This window comes from Bisbaumannia salifodinae (assembly GCF_055388505.1).
The window spans coordinates 2,548,130-2,563,278 of record NZ_AP043781.1; the positions used below are offsets into that span (position 1 = coordinate 2,548,130).

The window sequence follows — 15,149 nt, forward strand, 5'->3', positions numbered from 1 at the left end:
GGGCGTTGTGCTGTTGGTCCTCGGCGTCCTCGGCCTCGCCGGCTGCGCCAGCGCCCCGCGCCTGGCCAGCCCCGAGGCCATGGGCGTGCCGCCCCGGGTGCAGCTGGAGGGCATCCCCTTTCATGCCCAGCGGGACTATCAATGCGGGCCGGCGTCGCTCGCCATGGTGCTCAACGCCGGCGGCGTCGACGCCACGGTGGACGAGCTGATTCCCCAGGTCTTCCTGCCCGGGCGCGACGGCAGCGTGCAGCCGGAGATGCTGGCCACCCTGCGTCGCCAGGGGCGGGTCCCCTTCGTCCTGGATGGGCGCATCGAGTCGCTGCTCGAGGAGCTGGCCGCCGGCCACCCGGTGGTGGTGATGCAGAACCTGTCGCTGCCGGCCTGGCCGATGTGGCACTACGCGGTGGCCATCGGCTACGACCTGAACGCCGAAGAGATGATCGTGCATAGCGGCATGGAAGCGGCTCGCCGCGAATCCTTCAAGCGCTTCGATGCCACCTGGGCGCGCAGCGAACGCTGGGCGGTGGTGGCCCTGCCCCCGGGGGAGCTGCCCGCCAGCACCGGGCCAGTGCGTAGCCTGCAGGCCATCGCCGACTTCGAGCAGGCCAACGGCTCACTGGCCGCCCTGCCCGCCTGGGAGGCATTGACGCGGCGCTGGCCGGAGGCCGCCATGGGCTGGTTCGCCCTGGGCAATGCCCGCCATGGCGGCGACGACCCCAGGGGCGCCGCGGAGGCCTTCCGACGCGCCACCGAGGCGGCCCCGTCACTGGCGGTGGCCTGGCTCAACCTGGGCCTGACCCTGGCCGGGCTCGGGGCGCCGGAGCGGGCCCGGGACGCCCTCGAGCGCGCCGCCGCCCTGCCCGGCCCTTGGCAGAGCCACGCCGAGGAAGCCCTGGGCCGCCTATAGGGATTGCCCTCCCCCGACGGCGTCTTACCCCGCCGAGGCCCTGCGGCCTCGGCGGTGTCGTTTACGGCACCCGTCGCAGCGGGTCAGCCACCACTCGGCGCGACCCAGGCGGCGCTCGAGGAAACGCCGGGTGCGCCGCTGCCCCTCGCTCTCGTCATGGGCCCAGACCCTCAGGGTGGCCAGGAACAGGGCGGTCAGGCCGATCTCCTCCAGTTGGGCGCGGCGGCTGCCATAAGGGGCCTCGAGGCGAGCCGCCTCGCGCCACCACTGAACGGTCCGCGACAGGTCGAAGAGCATCGGCACCCAGGTATGCAGATGGGGCGGATGGGCCTTGGTGCGCAGCATCTGCACCGTCACCCGGCGATGCGGCGCCAGGGCATCGAACCAGGCCAGCAGGCAGTGGCCCAGGCGCTTCCGGGCCGACCAGGCGGCGAAGCCCAGGGGCTTGTCCGCCAGCATGGCGCGCCAACCACGAAGGAACCAGGCATCGGCCAAGTCGTTGGCGTCCCGGTAATGATCCAGCACCGCCGCCGCGGGCAAGCCCAGGTGGTCGGCCACCGCGATCAGCGACACCGCCTCCCAGCCGCGTGCCTCGGCCTGGTGCAGGGCCGCCTCGAGAATATCGTCGGCGTAGCGACGCCCGGCGTGGCGACGCCCGGCATGGTTGGCAGTGTCGTGAGGCGCGACGGGAGCGGTCTCGGTGACCGCCCCACCGATCGGAATCATGCTCATCCTGGCCTCCTCGCTACCCTCATCCTTAAAACATAGGCACAGCGGAGCGGGGCGACGAGGCCCGGGGGCGGACTCAGGCCTTCTTGACGAACTTCGAGGTGAGCTTCAGGGGGCCGATGCCCTCCACCTTGCAGTCGAGGTTATGGCCACCTTCGGAGTCGCCCTCGATCAGGCGAATGCCCTTGACCTTGGTGCCCACCTTGATCACCGAGGAGGACCCCTTGACCTTGAGGTCCTTGATCACGGTGACGGTATCCCCATCGGCGAGCCGATTGCCGTTGGCATCCAGGGCGACCAGCTCATCCTCGGCGCTCTCCGGCGCGGCGTCCTTGGCCCACTCGTGGCCGCACTCGGGACACACCAGTTGGATGCCATCCTCATAGGTGTATTCGGAGCCACAGGCGGGACAGTTGGGCAGTTCACTCATCACGGGGTCCTTGCGCTAACGGGAAAGCCGGCAAGCCTACACCGCCGGCCGCGGCGAGACCAGTGGGCGCCCGCACCCAGGCCTGGCATCGCGGCGTCCGGGCTGGTAGCGTGATGGAGTCTCTCGCTAAATAAAGGAGTACTCATATGGACTCGGCCGTCAATAACACCGTCAGCCAGGCACTGGTGATGCAGCAGGCCCAGGTGGCCCAGCAGGCACAGATGCAGATCTTCAAGGAGGCCCTGACCACCCAGCAGCAGCAGGTCACCGCCCTGATGGAGTCCGCCTCCGCCGAACCGCAGCTGGCCGACCAGGGCCATCTGGGTACCCAGATCAATACCTATGCCTGATCACACCGGGCGGAAGGACTAGATCCCGTACTCCCGCTCGACCCGGGCCACCCGCACCCGAAAGTGGCGATACCACTGGTGGTGGCCCAGGCGCTGAGCCTCCCGGTGTTCCAGATTGGCCTTCCAGGCGCGAATCGCCTCCGGGTCCCGCCAGTAGGAGACGGTGATCCCCACGCCCTCCCGGGCCGACTCCACCCCCAGGAAGCCCGGCTGCTCGGCGGCCAGCGCCAGCATGCGCTCGGCCATCTCGGCATAGCCGGCGTCCACCTCGCTGCGCAGCGAGGTAAAGATCACGGCGTAATAGGGCGGTTCCGGGGTCGTGGCGATCATGGCGGCTCCAGGCAGGGGATCGGGTGGCGTTGGCGAACGTAGCGGTTACCCTAGGGGCAATAGCATCCCGCGAGAGCGCCATCATGACCCAGCCACGTATCGTCCTGGAAGTCTTCAGCGACTTCGTCTGCCCCTTCTGCTACCTGGAGCTCCCGGAGCTGGAGGCCCTCGAGGCCCGCTTCGGCGAGGCACTCGGCATTCGCTGGCGGGCCTTCGAGCTACGCCCCGAGCCCCACCCGCCCCTCGACCCCGACGCCGACTACCTGCATGACGTCTGGCAGCGTTCGGTGCTGCCCATGGCCGGCGAACGCGGGATGACCTTGCACCTGCCGAGCATCCAGCCACGTTCGCGACTGGCCCACGAGGCCCATGCCTGGGCCGAGGCACGCTCCCCGGAGCACGCGGATCGGCTGCGCCTGGCGCTGTTTCGTGGCTTCTTCGAGGCCAGCCTCGACCTGGGTGATATCGATGCCCTGATGAATCAGGCCGAGGCCCTGGGCCTGGATGGCCACGACCTGGCCCGGGCCCTGAACGAGGGGCGCTTCCGCCAGGCGGTGCGCGACGACCTCCATCAGGCCCATACGCTGGGCATCTCCGGGGTGCCCGGCCTGCGCTTTATGCTGGATGGCGAACACGCCGGGGTGCTGGAGGGGGCCCAGCCCCGTCGTCAGCTGCTGCTGGCGGTGGAGCGCCTCTTCGACCTGATGGGATAACCCGCCCATGACGAGATCCGACGGCGAGGTCCTGGTCTTCGGCGGTACCGGCTTCCTGGGGCGTCACCTGGTGCGTGAACTGGTGGAAGCGGGGCATCCAGTACGCCTGGCGGCGCGTCATCCGCGGCGGCCCGACTGGGCGGAGCCCCAGGACCCCATCACCCTCTGCGCGGCGGATGTTCGTGACGAGGCGGCGGTGGCCGAGGCGCTGGCCGGCGCCTCGGCGGTGATCAATGCGGTCAGCGGCTACGTGGAGCGGCGCGGTGCCAGCTTCGAGACGATCCATGTGGAGGGCGCCGCCCGGCTGGCCCGGCTGGCCCGGGAGGCGGGCATCACCCGCCTGGTGCAGCTCTCCGGCATCGGCGCCCGCCGCGACTCGCCGTCGGCCTATGTGCGTGCCCGCGCCCGGGGCGAGGCGGCGGTACTGGAGCACCAGCCCAAGGCGATCATCCTGCGTCCCAGCGTGATGTTCGGCCCCGATGACGCCTTCCTCAACGGGCTGGCACGGCTGACCCGGCTGCCGCTGATTCCGCTGTTCGGCGCCGGCGAGACCCGCCTGCAGCCGGTGCATGTGGTGGACGTGGCCCGCGCCGTGGCGATCCTGGTGGCCGCGGCCGAACCGCCGCGGCGGCTCTTCGAGCTGGGCGGCCCGGACGTGCTCGACTACCGGGAGATCCTCGCGCGCATCCAGGCCCACCTGGGGCGAGAACGCCCCCTGCTGCCCCTGCCCTTCTGGGCCTGGCGGACCCTGGCCGGGCTGCTCTCGCCATTGCCCAATCCGCCCCTGACCCGCGATCAGGTGCTATTGATGGCCGAGGACAACCTCGTCGGCGAGGGCGTGGGCACCTTCGCCGACCTGGGCATCGTTCCGCGCACCCTGCGCGATAGCCTGCCGCTGTGTCTTCCCTGACTGCGGCCCTATGCAACCAGCGCGATAGCCTGCCGCTGTGCCTGAGCGAGATCGCCTAGAAGGCCGGCACGGCGCCGCCACAGCCCTCGAACCGCTCGCCATCCAGGGTCACGCTCACCGTCGTCTCGAAGGGCGCCCCGGCCATGCTGTCGTGGCAGGTCTCGGGAAGGATCTCGACCCGCAGTTCATGGGCCTCGGTCTGGGCATGGTAGGCCCGGCCGCCCTGCTCCAGCGACTCGGCCTCCGGCAGCGGCGTGCGCATATCGAAGCCGCTGAAGGGGTCGGCGAAGCGCAGGCCGTCGGCATCGATGGCCAGGTTCCAGAACGGCTCGTTGCCATAGGCACGGAAGCCGTCGTCCCGCTCCAGCTCGAAGAACACGCCCTCCCAGGGCGCCAGCAACCGATCATTACCCAGCCACAGCAGGGTACCGCCCAGGCTCGGCCAGGGCTCGCCATCGCAGCCGAGGCGGTGCCGGATGATCTCCTCGCGACCGGCCAAGGGGGGCAGCGACTCGCCATCGAGTCGGTAGTCGGCCAACAGCTCGGCGACCGGGCGCGACTCGGCGTCGTGGCTCACGCCCTCGCAGAAACTCTCCCCCAGGGCCATCCGGGCCGCATTGATACGCAACCGTGCCCCCAGCCAGGCCTCGGCCTGCTCCTCGCTCAGGGCGCTGATGCCCGGCGCCCGGTGTCCCACCACCCGCCACTCGCCCACCAGGGCGGCGTAGTCGCTGGCTTGCTCCTCTGACAGGGGCTCTTCGGTCTCGCCGCCGCAACCGGCCAGCCCCAGGGCCAACAGGGAAAGTCCCAGCACACGGGGATCCATCATCATCGTCTCGCTCCTTGCCGATAAGGGGTGCCCCACCTCATGCGGGGCGGCCTATAGAGCCTTATCTCGCGACCGGGGTTCCTCGCTAACCGAAGAAACAGGCATGGGCATCCTCGCCCACCAGGTCGAGGAAGGCCTCCAGGCTCTTCACCTCGGCCTGGGGCTCGTAGGCGTGCCACTTGAGGTCGGCGCGCATCCAGTAGACCTTCCACAGGCCGCGGCTCTTCACATAGGTGGCCTTGGCCGCCGGGGTCTCCATGCGTATCGAAGGGTCGTCATAGCGGGGGCGAATCGAGAAGATCTCCACACTCTGCCCGCTGACCCGCCCGCCGAGATCCAGCTGAGAGCGGATATGCGGCGGCGGACGATGTTTCTCCAGGAACCCCTGGATGACTTTCTCGGCCCGCTTGATCTCGAATTCGCTGAGTGACATGGGTAACTCGCCTAATTCCTGCTTCTTGTCTCGGATGGGACGGCATTATCGCGGTTCGAGGCCCTCCAGGGCCAGCCCGAGCGCTTCCGCTTCCAGGGGCCGGCCCCAGCCGTCGCCATGCACCAGTTCGGTCAGGGGCAGGCGCTGTCGCCAGCCCTCGGCGGCCAGCTCCGGTTCGTCGAGAAACTCGCTGACATAGCCCAGGCAGAGGTAGGCCACCGGCTCGACGCCCTCGGGCAGGCCCAGCAGGTCGGCCAGCTCGACCGGGTCGAGGATACTCACCCAGCCCACCCCCACCCCCTCGGCGCGGGCCGCCAGCCACAGGTTCTGCACCGCCAGGCAGGTGCTGAAGCGGTCCATCTCCGGTATGGAGTTGCGCCCCAGCACATGGGGGCCGCCGCGGCGGCGGTCGCAGGTGACGCAGAGGTTGACGGGGCTATCGAGGATGCCCTCCAGCTTGAGGCGGCGGTAGCGTTCGGCCCGCTCGCCCCGGTAGTTCTCGGCGGCCCGGGCGTTCTCCCGGGCGTAGCTCGCCTGGATGCGTGAACGCAGCTCGCGGCTCTCGATCACCAGGAAGTCCCAGGGCTGCATGAACCCCACCGAGGGCGCATGGTGGGCGGCCTGCAGCAGCCGCGCCAGCACCTCGGCGGGGATCGGCTCGGGCAGAAACTGCGAGCGCACGTCGCGGCGCTCGAAGATGGCGCGGTAGAGGCCGTGGCGTTCGGCCGCGGAAAACGCCGCGCGGGGGGAGTCCTTGCTCATCGTCGCTCCTTGGTTGGAGGGGCCTACCATATCAGCCAGGCGACGCCGAACAGCAGCGCCGGCACCACGCTGCCCAGCATCCAGCCGCCCATGCGGGCGCCGCCGATGACGGCGACCAGCCCGCTCTTGAACAGGGTATTGGCCAGGGCGGCCAGGACGATACCACGACTGGCCAGCTCCCAGGACTGTTCATCGGCGGCCAGGCGGGCGAAGGAGAGGGTCACCGGATCCACATCGGTCATCCCCGAGATCAGCGCCAGCCCATAGAGGCCGCTATCGCCGAGCCAGTGGCGGGCCGCGGCCACGGCCAGGAAGATCACCGCCAGGAGGGCGCCGAAGCGCACCGCCGGCCATAGCTCGAAGGGGTTGCTCACCGGCGGCGACGGCGCCGGCTGGCCCGCCTCGTCACGGCGCTGAGCCCACCACCAGAGTCCCGCCGCCAGACCGAAGCCCAGTCCCATCATGCCCAGCAGGGGCACGGCCAGGGTCGGCAGGATTCCCGGAGCGATCAGGCTCGCCACCGCCAGGGCACGGGGAAACATCATCGAGGAGGCGGCGAGAATGGCGCACACCAGGGTCGGCGCCAGCTCGGGCTGTCGGCGGCCAAGACGCGCGAAGGCCAGCGCCAGCGGCGTGGAAGCCATCAGCCCCGCCACCAGACCGGTCAGCAGGATGCCGTAACGGCTGCCCAGCAGGCGCACCAGCACATAGCCGGCGAACTGGATGGCCGCCACCAGCACCACCATCCACCAGATCAAATAGGGATTGAGGGCGGCGAAGGGACCGAAGCCGCGATCCGGCAGCAGCGGCAGCACCGCCACCGAGATCAGCAACAGCATCAGGGTGCCGCGCAGCTCGGCGGCGCTGATGCGGGTCAGCAGGTCATGCAGGTAGGCCTTGAGCTGCAGCAGCAGGGCCGCCACCACGGCGCCGGCCGCCGCCTGGGCGGGATAGCCCGCCGCCGCCGCGGCCCCCAGCACGAAGGTCAGCAGGCCGGCGACCTCGGTGGTGCAGCCGGCATCGCGCTGCTCGAGACGCGAGCGCCAGTAGACCACCGTCAGCAGCAGGATCAACCCCAGGCCGATGGCGGCGGGCAGTACCGCTCCCCAGGCCTCGCCCAGCAGGCCACTGACACCGCCGCCGAGGCCGATCAGGGCGAAGGTACGCAGGCCCATGGCGCGACTCGACTCCGGCAGGCCGCTCTGCTTCCAGCCCCGCTCCAGGCCGATCAAAAGCCCCGAGAAGAGCGCCACCCCCACGCCGAGAAACGCCTCCATGACACCGGCTCAGGGCGCGTTGCGCTGGGACGGATCGCGGCGGAAGGCCGGGGCCAGGGCCTCCGGATCCTGCTCGGCGCGCTGCCGCCGGACCGCCTCGGCCCACCACTGCAGCTGCGCCAGGGTGCGCCCGAAATAGCCGGCCCAGCGCGGCGCATCCACCTCGGGGAGGAAGTCGCCGGCCTCGTCCAGCACCTCCTGGGCCCGGGACAGATGGATCATCGCCGACACCGGCAGGCAGCCCAGCTCGGCGAGGAAGGTGCGCATATTGACCGCCGCCCGGGCGCCGCCCCACTGCCCCGCCGAGTAGGTGACGATGGCGCTGGGCTTGTAGGAGAAGCGCGAGCTGCCGAAATGGTTGAGCAGGTCGGCCAGAGCCGGGCTCATGGCGTGGTTGTATTCGGGGCTGACCATCACATAGCCATCGGCGCCACGGATGGTCTCGGCCAGGCGCTCCAGGGGCTCGGGGGCCCGCCCCTCGGCATAGGCGAAGTGGGGCTTGAAGACGGCCGGGAACTCACCATTCCCGGAGGCCAACGCCAGGGGATCGATCAGTTCGGCCTCGATATCCGCGGCCGCCAGGCGCGCCACACAGGCCTTGGCCACCCGCTCGCCCAGGCGCCTGGGCCGGGGCGGCGTGCTGTCGCGAACGGAACCGAGAAAGACCAGAATCTTCAATGACATCGGCAGGCTTCCCAGATCAAGGCTTGGAGGCCTCACTCTAGCAGAGACGGGCCGGCAGGCGGCCTACTTGCGGCGCTTGTCGCGCACATAGATGGCCTTGCCATCGCCGCGCTGGGCCACCTCGAAGAGCTCGGTGGCGCTGACCAGCTCGCCGAGCTTCTTGTAGCCGTAGTTGCGGGCGTCGAAGTCGGGAAACTGCTTGACGATAGTGCTGCCCACCGCCCCCAGGGAGGCCCAGCCATTGTCGTCGGAGGAGGCCTCCACCGCCTTGCGCAGCAGGCTGACCAGCCGGTTATCGGACTTCAGCTCCTTGGCGGAGCGGCGGCGACTCTCCTCGCCCTCCTCGTCGTCGCTGCGCAGCACCTCCACGTAGATGAACTTGTCGCAGGCGGCCACGAAGGGCATGGGGGTCTTCTTCTCGCCGAAGCCGAAGACGGTGAGCCCCGACTCGCGGATACGCGCCGCCAAACGGGTAAAGTCGCTGTCGCTGGAGACCAGGCAGAAGCCCGAGAAGCGCTCGGTATAGAGCAGGTCCATGGCATCGATGATCAGGGCGCTGTCGGTGGCGTTCTTGCCGCGGGTATAGCCGAACTGCTGCACCGGCTGGATGGAGTAGTGCAGCAGGGTCTCCTTCCAGCCTTTGAGCTCAGGGCCAGTCCAGTCGCCGTAGGCCCGCTTGACGCTGGCGGTACCGTACTTGGCGATCTCCGAGAGCAGCCCCTCGACGATGCTGGGCTGGGCGTTGTCGGCGTCGATCAATACCGCCAGGTTCTTCTCCATGATGCCTCCTCGGCGACGATTAGCGGATCAGCGGCTCGAGCGCCTCGGCCAACAGGGGCGCGAGGTGAAGCGCATTGCTGGGATGGGCGATGGCATCGCTGCTCCAGAGTTCACCGATGCCGGCGGCCTCGATCACCGCCAGGGCCTCGCCGGCGAACAGCGCATGGGTCACCGCCACGTCCACCGAGGCCACACCGGCCCCGCGCAGCGCCTCGGCGGCCCGGGCCAGGGTATGGCCGGAGCTGGCCACGTCATCCATCAGCACCACGGCGCGCCCGGCCAGCGCCAGCTCGGGCAGCGCGATGGTCACCTGCCTATCGCCGTGGCGCTGCTTGCGGCAGACTCCATGGTCGAGACCGCTGGCCGCCGCGGCCCGGGCCACCCACTGTTCGGCCTCCTCGTCGGGCCCCAGCAGCAGGGCCCCGGGGCGCCGCGCGGCGGCGAGCTCGCCCAGCGCCGGCGCCGCCGACAGGGCGATGGCATCCACCAGCGGCACCGCCTGGTCGAGCCGTGCGATACGATGCAGGTGCGGGTCCACGGTGATCAGGGCATCGACCAGCTCGGCGAGGAAGGCCCCCACCAGGGTCTGGCTGACCACCTCGCCGGGATGGAAGGCGATATCCTGGCGCATATAGGCGAGATAGGGCGCCACCAGGATAAGCCGCCGGGTGCCCTGGCGCCGCGCATGGCGGGCCACCAGCAGCAGCTCCACCAGCTTGTCGTTGGGGCGGTCGAGGCTGCGGTAGAGCACCAGGGTCTCGGGGCAGGCGGCGGCGAAGGGCAGCCGCAGGCGCAGCTCCTCATCGGGGAAGCGGTGGGCCGCGATGGCTAGTGCCGGCAGGCCCAGGGCCTCGGCCAGGCGCCGCGCCGGCACCGCCTCGTCGTCGAAATAGAGCAGGGTCGCGGTCGGGGCCGGGGTCAGAGTCGCGCTCATAGTCCCTCCACATTGAGCGGGACGATGGCCGTGGCCTCGCCCAGGGTAAAGCCGTTGTCGCAGTCACAGCACTGGTGGGCGGCGTTGCGCTCGTTACGGTAAGACGCATAGACCCGATAGAGGGGCTGGCCCGCCGTCACCGCGTCGCCGATGCGCGCCAGCAGGTCGACCCCGGCGCCCTTGGCCTTGGGGGCCCCGGCGAGCCGGGCGACGCGTGCCAGGCGCCGGTTATCGATGGCGGTGACCACGCCATCATGGGGCGCCGTCACCTCGAAGCCGAGCGGCGCCAGGGGCAGGGCCTCGGGGTCGAAGGGCGTCTCCCCCTGGGCGCGGATAATGGCGCGCATCTTCTCCAGGGCGCGCCCCGACTCGAGGATATCCCGGGCGATGCCATAGCCATCGCCGCCGCGCACGTCCGGGTCGAATTCCAGCATGCGACCGGCCAGGTATAGCGACTTCTGGCGCAGGTCCCGGGGGGCCTCGGGGTGCTGCATCAGCACCCGCATCACGTCCCGGGCCTCCAGCACCGGGCCGATGCCGCGCCCGATGGGCTGGCGCCCGTCGGTGATCACCACCTCCAGGGTCAGGCCCAGGCGCCCGGCCACGAACTCGAAGAGCTTGCGCAGCCGCCGCGCCTCGGGCATGGAGCGCACCTTGGCCTGGGGCCCCACGGGGATGTCCAGCAGCAGATGGGTGGAGCCGGCGGAAACCTTCTTGGAGAGGATCGAGGCCACCATCTGCCCCGGCGAGTCCAGCGACAGGGGGCGCTCCACGGTGATCAGCACATCGTCCGCCGGCGACAGGTCGCTGCTGCCGCCCCAGGCCAGGCAGCCGCGATGGGTGCGTACCAGCTCGTTGAGCTCGGCGAAGGGCAGGTCGACCCGCGCCAGCACCTCCATGGTATCGGCGGTCCCGGAGGGCGAGGTGATGGCCCGGGAGGAGGTCTTGGGGCAGAGGGTGCCGTGGGCGGCGACGATGGGCACCACCAGCATGGAGGTGCGATTGCCGGGAATGCCGCCGATGCAGTGCTTGTCGACCACCGGATGCTCGTGCCAGTCGAGGCGCCGCCCCACCCGGGCCATGGCATCGCTGAGGTAGAAGACCTCCTCACGATCCATCTCGCCCAGGTCGCAGGCCACCACGAAGGCGGTCAGCTCGATCTTGGAGTAGCGCCGCTCGGCCACGTCCTGGACGATGGCGCGGAAATCCCTGCGGGTCAGCCGCTCGCCGTTGATCTTGCGGTGCAGGGCGGGAATCGAGCCCGGCGGTTCCGCCTGGGAGACACACACCGGCTGCCCTTCCGGCATGCCCAGGCTGGCGAAAGCCTCCTCGGAGAGGCCCAACTGGTCGTGGCCGACGATGGCCTCGTCATCCACCACATTGAGGCTGGCCAGGATACGCCGTCCGTTGGCGCCCACCTCCACCTTGGCCAGGGCCTGGAAGCCCTCGGCCCGGTAGAGGTCGCACTCCCGGTGCAGGTAGGCCACGTTCTCGCGGTAGGTATCGATGCCCACCCGCTTGAGGGACAGGGGCGCGAGCCCCTCGTCATTGCCCTGGGACCTGCTGTGCGGCTTGGCCATGCTCGCTCCTTCGCGGCTCCTTCCTGAGCCTAGCCGAAGCCGCGGGCCTCGACCTGCCGGCCGACAACGCCGGCGCCAACGCTGAGTGGCGCAAGCCGAGCGGTAAACGTTTCGGGACTGGAGCGAGACGCCGGCCCGGCCTAAGCTGGGAAACCGGCCACTGCGTGCAAGGAAGAAACTCGATATGACCTACGATATTCGACTCAAGCGCATCTACGCCGAGGCCGAGCCCGAGGATGGGGCCCGCATCCTGGTGGATCGCCTGTGGCCCCGGGGCAAGCGCCGCGAGAGCCTGCGCCTCACCGACTGGTACCGGGACGCCTCCCCCTCCCCCGGCCTGCGTCGGGCCTGGCACCAGGAGGAGATCAGCCGCGCGGTGTTCGTGCGCCGCTACCGCTGGGAGCTGAATGACGCCGCCGAGGCGCTGGTGCCGCTGCTGCGCCACGCCCGTCGCGGGCGCCTGACCCTGCTCTCCGCCGCCCGCGACCTGGAGGCCTCCCACCTGCCGGTGCTGCGCGAGGCGCTGCTCGAGGCCCTGGCCGCCGAAGACGCCAGCGACCGGGACGACCCCGCCTCGCCGCCCTGCTATGCCGGCGATAATGGCGGATGACAGCGTGGTCCGGGGATGGCAGCCTTGGCCTCCCCCCGAGACGCAGAGGATGGTGAGATGTGGCACCAGCAGGAGATTCGACTGCCCGCCGTGGCGCGGGGCTTTCATCTGATTACCGAGCGAGTGGAGGCGGCGCTGCCCGAGCTGGCCCGCTGCCGGGTGGGGCTATTGCACCTGCAGCTGCAACATACCTCGGCGTCGCTGACCCTCAACGAGAACGCCGACCCGGACGTGTGCCACGACATGGACGCCTTCCTGCGCCGCCTGGTGCCAGGCGACCTGCCCTACTTCAAGCACGTATTGGAGGGCCCCGACGATATGCCGGCGCATGTGATCGCGAGCCTGCTGGGCACCCAACTGACCCTGGCGGTGCGCGACGGCCGCCTGGCCCTGGGCACCTGGCAGGGCCTGTGGCTCGGCGAGCACCGCGACCACGGCGGGCCCCGGCGGCTGATCGCCACCCTGCAGGGCCAGGCCTGATTCAGGGCAGGCGCCCCTCCCGGGCCAGGCGCCGCCGCACCCAGCGGTCGTAGCCGAAGCGCAGCACGGACTTGAGCCCCGGCAGGCCGATCAGCCAGGCTAGGGGCCTGAGGCGAGGCACCCGGCGCATCAGCAGGATATAGGCGTCGATGCCCTCGCGGATGGCGCCGCCCTCCTCCTCCACATGCAGCGACAGCAGCGCCGCCCGCGGGTCGATGCCCTTGGCGCGCAGCATCTGCTGGTGCTCGGTGACGTCGCACCAGCTCACGTCCCGGCCGGTCTCCCCGGCCCAGCGCTCGTAGCGGGCCCGGTCCCGGCGACAACCGGGACAGACGCCGTCGTAGTAGACCCTCAAGGGGGGCAATGCGCTCATGGTGGCCTCTCTGCCAACTTAGCGACTACTACGGCAGACCTCCCAGAGCCGCGCCAGTTCGTCGGTGCCGCCAAGTAAAGGAATGGACGCCTCGCTGCCATCAGCCTTTCCCGAGGCGCAGCAGGGACATCCAGGGCGCCGCGGTCGACGCCGGTCTGGCCGCCGGAAATGATCTTCTTCAATGCCATGGTATAGCCCCGCCTTATTCCTTCGCCTCGACCAGGGCCGACGGCTCCAGCAGCGCCTTGATCTGGCCGCGCAGCCAGCGGCGAAGACGATCCTCGTGGGTGCGCTGGTGCCAGGTCTGGATCACCGCCACGCCGTCCAGTTCCAGCGGGCAGGGGTGAATCGAAAGCCCCGGGAAGCGCGCCACCGCCTGGGTGGCCACGCTCTCCAGGCAGGTCAGCAGCAGGTCGCTCTGGGCCACCAGCAGCGGCGGCACGGTAAAGCTCGACAGCCCCGCCACCACCCGCCGCCGGCGTCCCAGGGCGCGCAGCTGCTTGTCCACATGACCGTCCAGGTCGCCGGTCAGGGTGGTGACCAGGTGATCGCTGGCCAGGTAGCCCTCCAGGGTCAGGCGCTCGCCGATCTCGGGGTGGTCCCGGGCGGCCAGCACCACGAAGCCCTCCCGGTGGATGCGCTGCTGATGATAGCTGCGCGGCAGGTCGCCGTAGAAGCCGGCGATGGCGATATCGCACTCGCCGGTCTCCAGCTCCGCCCGCGGCAGCCGGCCCCGGGTGTTATGGGTGACCAATTGCAACTGCGGCGCCTCGCGGCGTACCACCGGCAGCAGCCGCGGCAACAGCAGTTGCTCGATATAGTCGGTGGTGTAGAGGTGCACCCGGTCGGCCCGGGCCAGGTAGTCACTGCCCTCGCAGAAGTCGAAGAAGCCCTCGATGCCCGCCACCAGTTGCTGCACCCGGGGCGCCAGCTCGTGGGCCCGGGGCGTCGGCGTCAGGCCGCGGGGCGCACGCACGAAGAGCTCGTCGCCGAAGGCGTGGCGCAGCTTGGCCAGCTTGTGGCTCAGGGCCGGCTGGCTGAGCGCCATGCGTCCGGCCGCCGCCGAGACGCTGCGCTCCTGATAGAGCACATGGAAGAGCAGCAGCAGGTTGAGGTCCTTGCCCGCGATATTCATCGAGTGAATATCTCCTATCGAGAATCATCAATTCTCGAATACTAGCCGCCCGGCTAGGATGGTGACCATCGTGATTCCCCGCACTGGCCAAGGAGATTGCCATGAGCGCACGCATTCTGATGGTGCTGACTTCCCACGACCGCCTCGGCGATACCGGCGAGCCCACCGGCTTCTGGCTGGAAGAGCTGGCGGCGCCCTACTACGCCTGCCTGGACGCTGGCGCCGAGGTGGTGCTGGCCTCGCCCAAGGGCGGCCAGCCGCCGCTGGACCCCAAGAGCGACGCCGAGGAGAGCCAGACCGAGGCGACCCGCCGCTTCCAGCAGGACGAGACGGCCAAGCAGCAGTTGGCCAGCACCCATCGCCTCGCCGAGGTCAACGCCGACGACTTCGACGCCGTCTTCTACCCCGGCGGGCATGGCCCGCTCTGGGACCTGGTGGACGATGCCGACTCCATCCGCCTGATCGAGGCCTTCTGGGCCCAGCAGAAACCGGTGGCCGCGGTGTGCCACGCCCCCATCGTGCTGATCCACGCCCGCGACGCCGATGGCCGGCCGATCATCCAGGGCCGCCAGGTCACCGGCTTCACCAATGGTGAGGAAGCCGCCGTGGGACTCACCGAGGTGGTGCCCCACCTGGTCGAAGACGCCCTGATCGCCGGCGGCGGCCGCTACTCCAAGGCCGACGACTTCGTCCCCTACACCCGCCGCGACGGCCAGCTGATCACCGGCCAGAACCCGCCCTCCTCCGAGCCGGTGGCCAAGCTACTGCTGGAAGCGCTGGGCAAGTAACCCGGCCGGCCCGACAGAAAACGCCCGCCTGCCAATGGCAGCACGGGCGTTTTACTTTTCATCGGATAGGCGAAGGAGCCAACCGATGGCCGTGGGAATTTGGCCTTGCCGAGAG

Annotated in this window: 20 protein-coding genes; 7 read left to right on the forward strand and 13 right to left on the reverse strand. The window is 69.9% G+C overall.

Going from position 1 to position 15,149, the window contains the following annotated elements:
• Nucleotides 1-7: 7 nt before the first annotated feature.
• Nucleotides 8-907, forward strand: coding sequence for a PA2778 family cysteine peptidase (locus ACZ5EF_RS11885; protein ID WP_346062118.1), 900 nt, complete (start codon nt 8-10; stop codon nt 905-907).
• A 24-nt stretch (nt 908-931) separates the two neighbouring features.
• Here ACZ5EF_RS11885 and ACZ5EF_RS11890 read toward each other — a convergent pair whose 3' ends face one another.
• Nucleotides 932-1,639: a TetR family transcriptional regulator gene (locus tag ACZ5EF_RS11890; RefSeq protein ID WP_346062117.1), complete on the reverse strand. Its 708-nt coding sequence runs from the start codon at nt 1,637-1,639 to the stop codon at nt 932-934.
• A gap of 73 nt (nt 1,640-1,712) precedes the next feature.
• Nucleotides 1,713-2,066: a zinc ribbon domain-containing protein YjdM gene (locus ACZ5EF_RS11895; protein ID WP_346062116.1), complete on the reverse strand. Its 354-nt coding sequence runs from the start codon at nt 2,064-2,066 to the stop codon at nt 1,713-1,715.
• A gap of 146 nt (nt 2,067-2,212) precedes the next feature.
• Here ACZ5EF_RS11895 and ACZ5EF_RS11900 point away from each other — a divergent pair, with 146 nt between their 5' ends.
• On the forward strand, nt 2,213-2,416 hold the full coding sequence (locus ACZ5EF_RS11900) for a putative motility protein (RefSeq protein ID WP_346062115.1): 204 nt from the start codon (nt 2,213-2,215) through the stop codon (nt 2,414-2,416).
• Between the two features lie 18 nt (nt 2,417-2,434).
• Here ACZ5EF_RS11900 and ACZ5EF_RS11905 read toward each other — a convergent pair whose 3' ends face one another.
• Nucleotides 2,435-2,746, reverse strand: a complete 312-nt coding sequence (locus tag ACZ5EF_RS11905) for an antibiotic biosynthesis monooxygenase family protein (RefSeq protein WP_346062114.1) — start codon at nt 2,744-2,746, stop codon at nt 2,435-2,437.
• 83 nt (nt 2,747-2,829) lie between these two features.
• Between ACZ5EF_RS11905 and ACZ5EF_RS11910 the strand changes: the two genes are divergently transcribed.
• Nucleotides 2,830-3,459, forward strand: a complete 630-nt coding sequence (locus ACZ5EF_RS11910; protein WP_346062113.1) for a DsbA family oxidoreductase — start codon at nt 2,830-2,832, stop codon at nt 3,457-3,459.
• A gap of 7 nt (nt 3,460-3,466) precedes the next feature.
• Nucleotides 3,467-4,369, forward strand: coding sequence for a complex I NDUFA9 subunit family protein (locus ACZ5EF_RS11915; RefSeq protein ID WP_346062112.1), 903 nt, complete (start codon nt 3,467-3,469; stop codon nt 4,367-4,369).
• 55 nt (nt 4,370-4,424) lie between these two features.
• Here the strand turns inward: ACZ5EF_RS11915 and ACZ5EF_RS11920 are convergent, their stop codons facing one another.
• The 8 genes from ACZ5EF_RS11920 to ACZ5EF_RS11955 all read right to left on the reverse strand — a co-directional run bounded on the left by ACZ5EF_RS11920 (nt 4,425) and on the right by ACZ5EF_RS11955 (nt 11,648).
• The gene (locus ACZ5EF_RS11920) at nt 4,425-5,201 is read right to left on the reverse strand and encodes a COG3650 family protein (protein WP_346062111.1); all 777 of its coding nucleotides are present in this window, start codon (nt 5,199-5,201) and stop codon (nt 4,425-4,427) included.
• 82 nt (nt 5,202-5,283) lie between these two features.
• Nucleotides 5,284-5,631, reverse strand: coding sequence for a DUF3024 domain-containing protein (locus tag ACZ5EF_RS11925; protein ID WP_346062110.1), 348 nt, complete (start codon nt 5,629-5,631; stop codon nt 5,284-5,286).
• Nucleotides 5,632-5,676: 45 nt separating this feature from the next.
• The gene (gene bluB / locus ACZ5EF_RS11930; RefSeq protein WP_346062109.1) at nt 5,677-6,393 is read right to left on the reverse strand and encodes a 5,6-dimethylbenzimidazole synthase; all 717 of its coding nucleotides are present in this window, start codon (nt 6,391-6,393) and stop codon (nt 5,677-5,679) included.
• Nucleotides 6,394-6,416: 23 nt separating this feature from the next.
• Nucleotides 6,417-7,670 carry an MgtC/SapB family protein gene (locus tag ACZ5EF_RS11935; RefSeq protein ID WP_346062108.1) on the reverse strand — a complete coding sequence of 418 codons (1,254 nt, stop codon included), beginning with the start codon at nt 7,668-7,670 and terminating at the stop codon, nt 6,417-6,419.
• 9 nt (nt 7,671-7,679) lie between these two features.
• Nucleotides 7,680-8,354, reverse strand: coding sequence for an NADPH-dependent FMN reductase (locus ACZ5EF_RS11940; protein WP_346062107.1), 675 nt, complete (start codon nt 8,352-8,354; stop codon nt 7,680-7,682).
• A 63-nt stretch (nt 8,355-8,417) separates the two neighbouring features.
• On the reverse strand, nt 8,418-9,134 hold the full coding sequence (locus ACZ5EF_RS11945; RefSeq protein WP_346062106.1) for an NYN domain-containing protein: 717 nt from the start codon (nt 9,132-9,134) through the stop codon (nt 8,418-8,420).
• A 19-nt stretch (nt 9,135-9,153) separates the two neighbouring features.
• Nucleotides 9,154-10,068 carry a ribose-phosphate diphosphokinase gene (locus ACZ5EF_RS11950; protein WP_346062105.1) on the reverse strand — a complete coding sequence of 305 codons (915 nt, stop codon included), beginning with the start codon at nt 10,066-10,068 and terminating at the stop codon, nt 9,154-9,156.
• Complete coding sequence (locus tag ACZ5EF_RS11955) at nt 10,065-11,648, reverse strand: thymidine phosphorylase family protein (protein ID WP_346062104.1); 1,584 nt, start codon at nt 11,646-11,648, stop codon at nt 10,065-10,067. Before ACZ5EF_RS11955 ends, ACZ5EF_RS11950 begins: the two co-directional genes overlap by 4 nt.
• A 184-nt stretch (nt 11,649-11,832) precedes the next feature.
• Between ACZ5EF_RS11955 and ACZ5EF_RS11960 the strand changes: the two genes are divergently transcribed.
• Both ACZ5EF_RS11960 and ACZ5EF_RS11965 read left to right on the forward strand, forming a co-directional pair.
• Nucleotides 11,833-12,258 (forward strand): DUF488 domain-containing protein, encoded by a 426-nt coding sequence (locus ACZ5EF_RS11960; RefSeq protein WP_346062103.1) that lies wholly within the window; start codon nt 11,833-11,835, stop codon nt 12,256-12,258.
• A gap of 57 nt (nt 12,259-12,315) precedes the next feature.
• On the forward strand, nt 12,316-12,738 hold the full coding sequence (locus ACZ5EF_RS11965; RefSeq protein WP_346062102.1) for a secondary thiamine-phosphate synthase enzyme YjbQ: 423 nt from the start codon (nt 12,316-12,318) through the stop codon (nt 12,736-12,738).
• 1 nt (nt 12,739) lies between these two features.
• On the opposite strand, the gene ACZ5EF_RS11970 is transcribed toward ACZ5EF_RS11965, so the two are convergent.
• Nucleotides 12,740-13,111, reverse strand: coding sequence for a thiol-disulfide oxidoreductase DCC family protein (locus ACZ5EF_RS11970; RefSeq protein WP_346062101.1), 372 nt, complete (start codon nt 13,109-13,111; stop codon nt 12,740-12,742).
• Between the two features lie 202 nt (nt 13,112-13,313).
• On the reverse strand, nt 13,314-14,246 hold the full coding sequence (locus tag ACZ5EF_RS11975; protein WP_346062100.1) for a LysR family transcriptional regulator: 933 nt from the start codon (nt 14,244-14,246) through the stop codon (nt 13,314-13,316).
• 101 nt (nt 14,247-14,347) lie between these two features.
• Here ACZ5EF_RS11975 and ACZ5EF_RS11980 point away from each other — a divergent pair, with 101 nt between their 5' ends.
• The gene (locus ACZ5EF_RS11980; RefSeq protein WP_346062099.1) at nt 14,348-15,034 is read left to right on the forward strand and encodes a type 1 glutamine amidotransferase domain-containing protein; all 687 of its coding nucleotides are present in this window, start codon (nt 14,348-14,350) and stop codon (nt 15,032-15,034) included.
• Nucleotides 15,035-15,149 lie beyond the last annotated feature (115 nt).

Coding starts and splice junctions, on each gene's coding strand:
- ACZ5EF_RS11890 (WP_346062117.1), bottom strand. CDS start 1,639: ATGAGCATGATTCCGATCGGTGGGGCGGTCACCGAGACCGCTCCCGTC.
- ACZ5EF_RS11895 (WP_346062116.1), bottom strand. CDS start 2,066: ATGAGTGAACTGCCCAACTGTCCCGCCTGTGGCTCCGAATACACCTAT.
- ACZ5EF_RS11900 (WP_346062115.1), top strand. CDS start 2,213: ATGGACTCGGCCGTCAATAACACCGTCAGCCAGGCACTGGTGATGCAG.
- ACZ5EF_RS11905 (WP_346062114.1), bottom strand. CDS start 2,746: ATGATCGCCACGACCCCGGAACCGCCCTATTACGCCGTGATCTTTACC.
- ACZ5EF_RS11910 (WP_346062113.1), top strand. CDS start 2,830: ATGACCCAGCCACGTATCGTCCTGGAAGTCTTCAGCGACTTCGTCTGC.
- ACZ5EF_RS11915 (WP_346062112.1), top strand. CDS start 3,467: ATGACGAGATCCGACGGCGAGGTCCTGGTCTTCGGCGGTACCGGCTTC.
- ACZ5EF_RS11920 (WP_346062111.1), bottom strand. CDS start 5,201: ATGATGATGGATCCCCGTGTGCTGGGACTTTCCCTGTTGGCCCTGGGG.
- ACZ5EF_RS11925 (WP_346062110.1), bottom strand. CDS start 5,631: ATGTCACTCAGCGAATTCGAGATCAAGCGGGCCGAGAAAGTCATCCAG.
- bluB (WP_346062109.1), bottom strand. CDS start 6,393: ATGAGCAAGGACTCCCCCCGCGCGGCGTTTTCCGCGGCCGAACGCCAC.
- ACZ5EF_RS11935 (WP_346062108.1), bottom strand. CDS start 7,670: ATGGAGGCGTTTCTCGGCGTGGGGGTGGCGCTCTTCTCGGGGCTTTTG.
- ACZ5EF_RS11940 (WP_346062107.1), bottom strand. CDS start 8,354: ATGTCATTGAAGATTCTGGTCTTTCTCGGTTCCGTTCGCGACAGCACG.
- ACZ5EF_RS11945 (WP_346062106.1), bottom strand. CDS start 9,134: ATGGAGAAGAACCTGGCGGTATTGATCGACGCCGACAACGCCCAGCCC.
- ACZ5EF_RS11950 (WP_346062105.1), bottom strand. CDS start 10,068: ATGAGCGCGACTCTGACCCCGGCCCCGACCGCGACCCTGCTCTATTTC.
- ACZ5EF_RS11955 (WP_346062104.1), bottom strand. CDS start 11,648: ATGGCCAAGCCGCACAGCAGGTCCCAGGGCAATGACGAGGGGCTCGCG.
- ACZ5EF_RS11960 (WP_346062103.1), top strand. CDS start 11,833: ATGACCTACGATATTCGACTCAAGCGCATCTACGCCGAGGCCGAGCCC.
- ACZ5EF_RS11965 (WP_346062102.1), top strand. CDS start 12,316: ATGTGGCACCAGCAGGAGATTCGACTGCCCGCCGTGGCGCGGGGCTTT.
- ACZ5EF_RS11970 (WP_346062101.1), bottom strand. CDS start 13,111: ATGAGCGCATTGCCCCCCTTGAGGGTCTACTACGACGGCGTCTGTCCC.
- ACZ5EF_RS11975 (WP_346062100.1), bottom strand. CDS start 14,246: ATGAATATCGCGGGCAAGGACCTCAACCTGCTGCTGCTCTTCCATGTG.
- ACZ5EF_RS11980 (WP_346062099.1), top strand. CDS start 14,348: ATGAGCGCACGCATTCTGATGGTGCTGACTTCCCACGACCGCCTCGGC.